General features: G+C 57.4%; 1 protein-coding gene. It reads right to left on the bottom strand.

Going from position 1 to position 2084, the window contains the following annotated elements; genetic code table 11:
• Positions 1 to 841: 841 nt before the first annotated feature.
• Entirely contained in the window at positions 842 to 1378 is a 537-nt protein-coding gene (locus tag ACXJKO_RS31410) for a metallophosphoesterase family protein (protein WP_457094916.1), read from the bottom strand.
• Positions 1379 to 2084 lie beyond the last annotated feature (706 nt).

Raw genomic sequence — 2084 nt, 5'->3', positions numbered from 1 at the left:
GTTCTCTCTAGCACCAAGCAGCCCGGGCTATGATCAAGGAACCGTAATACCAAATTTCACAGGCCTCTTTACTGGTTCGGCGCCGGATATGGGAGCCCATGAAGCTGGGACGCCGCCAATGGAGTTTGGGGTAGCGGCGCAAAGAAGATAAAGAGACCCTGTTACGGAAGAGCCGTTGTCTTAACCTTGGCGGGATAAAAAGAGGCGGTCGATCGAAAAGCCGTCCTGTTCTCGATCTTCAAGCGCCGCCGTTTTGCGATCGAGATTATCCTGCTGCGCGCGCTGGTACTATAAATACGGCATCGCTATTTCGGCTTGGCTGAGATGATGCAGTGCTCACGCACATTGGCGAAGGTACGGTTTCGGTCGGAAGCAAGGCCGTTTTCCTCCACACAGGTGACATAAGCAACCTACTCCAGGATCCGGGCGTCAACGGTGCAACCTCGGAATGAGACTCTGCGGCCAATCCTCCGGATGCTGATCGAGACACTTCGGGGACTGGACGAGCAGATCGCCCGTCTGGACAGCGAGATTGCCGAGAGAGCCAAGGGGCGTGGGAAGATCGAAGGAGAGAGATGGCGCAACGGTCACTGAGACGGGATCAGGAAAACCAGCTTTGCGACAGGTGCTCCAAGCACGTGGTTCTGATTTGGACCTGATCCGCAAACTCCCATCCGGGCCCGCGGCATGTGAGCCGCAGTAGAGGCCGCACACATGTCAGCCCTGACCACGCGCTGCATCAAACCCGAAGATTTCTCTTGCGTCTCGCGGGGCGTCCACACATGTCGCAAACTCGAAGTATAGGCACTTTTCAGCGCCATTTTCGGTCATGGTGGCGGCGCTAAGCCGTTGATTCCACAGCAGCCGGTCGGCGCGAGTTCACCAGGATAGGCAAGTAAAAACTGAATTTGCGACAGAAACCCCCAACATCCGCCGACAACTCGCAGCCCGCCAAACTGCCGTGGCTATGGCCATATAGATGAATGGCCGGCCGCCGGGACGGCTTGGCGTGCATGCCGGGCCATACGCGGAGCGAGTAATGGCAAAGCACGAGGTGGCGACCGTCGACGGCAACCTGGGCGAGCTCATGCACGGACGCCCACGGCATGGACTTCGTGGCGCCGGTGTCGTGGTTGCCCATCACCAAATGCTTCACCCTATTCAACCTGTCAAAGACCTCGCGCATCTGGCGCGGGTGGCAGCGATAGGCGAGGTCACCCAAGTGATAAACTTCGTCGTTTGGGCTGACCGTTTCGTTCCAGTTGGCGATGAGGACTTCGTCGTGCTCTTGGATGCTGGCGAAGGGCCGCGAAGTTGAGAACTTAGTCACGATGTTGTCGTGGCCGAAATGCGTGTCGGCCGTGAAGTACGTCGCCATCAGATCCCTCTTTCTGAGCAGGAATCCTTATCCTCTCACAACGATTCAGCAGCTGAAATCAGTGACTTAGCCTACTCTCAGCACTTTCCTGGGCGCCGGGTCCCGTTGTGGGTAACCGGGGCAGGCGAGACAGGGGTTGCGCCCACAAGAAAAGGCTAACTGATCCTTCAGGGGGTGTTGAACACTGTTGAACATTGCGTGTAACACGGGGCTTGCGACGGCGCTGAAACCGTTGCGCAGCAAGGACCCCGTGAGTCGGCATCGCCTCCTGCCGGGCCCACCATCTTTCCCCACACTCCCGCCATTTTCAGATGCGTCAGAGACGGGAACTTATCAAAGGCTTAGCCCAAATCGGCTGGGGCAAGTCCAAGTCTCCGGGGGAGAATCCCGGCTGTCCTATACACCGTTTCTGGCTCTTTTCTCCCGGCAGCATTGTTAGGTTAACTGCCTTGGGCAAATTGAGACGAAATCAGTCATCTAACGAACTCAACCTGGCTTGGTCATGCCGGGCCACCCTTACACCGCTCAATCTCATCTCCGGGTTAACCTGACAACGCCGGGCCGAGATCTCGGGCATTGCTACTGACCTCTGATCTGACCCTCCAGCAGGAGTGGATCTACTCGGGCCGTTAAGTTGACAGCGCCCTTCCGGTTATGAGGCGCCTCAGCTCTTGGCTGAGACGCCTTGAGTTGCAGAGAAGGTACC

This window comes from Microvirga sp. P5_D2 (assembly GCF_054049475.1).
This window is presented reverse-complemented; position numbering and strand designations above follow the sequence as displayed.

What these genes read in the sequence shown, in the direction of transcription:
- ACXJKO_RS31410 (WP_457094916.1), bottom strand. Translation starts at nt 1,378, where the DNA reads ATGGCGACGTACTTCACGGCCGACACGCATTTCGGCCACGACAACATC.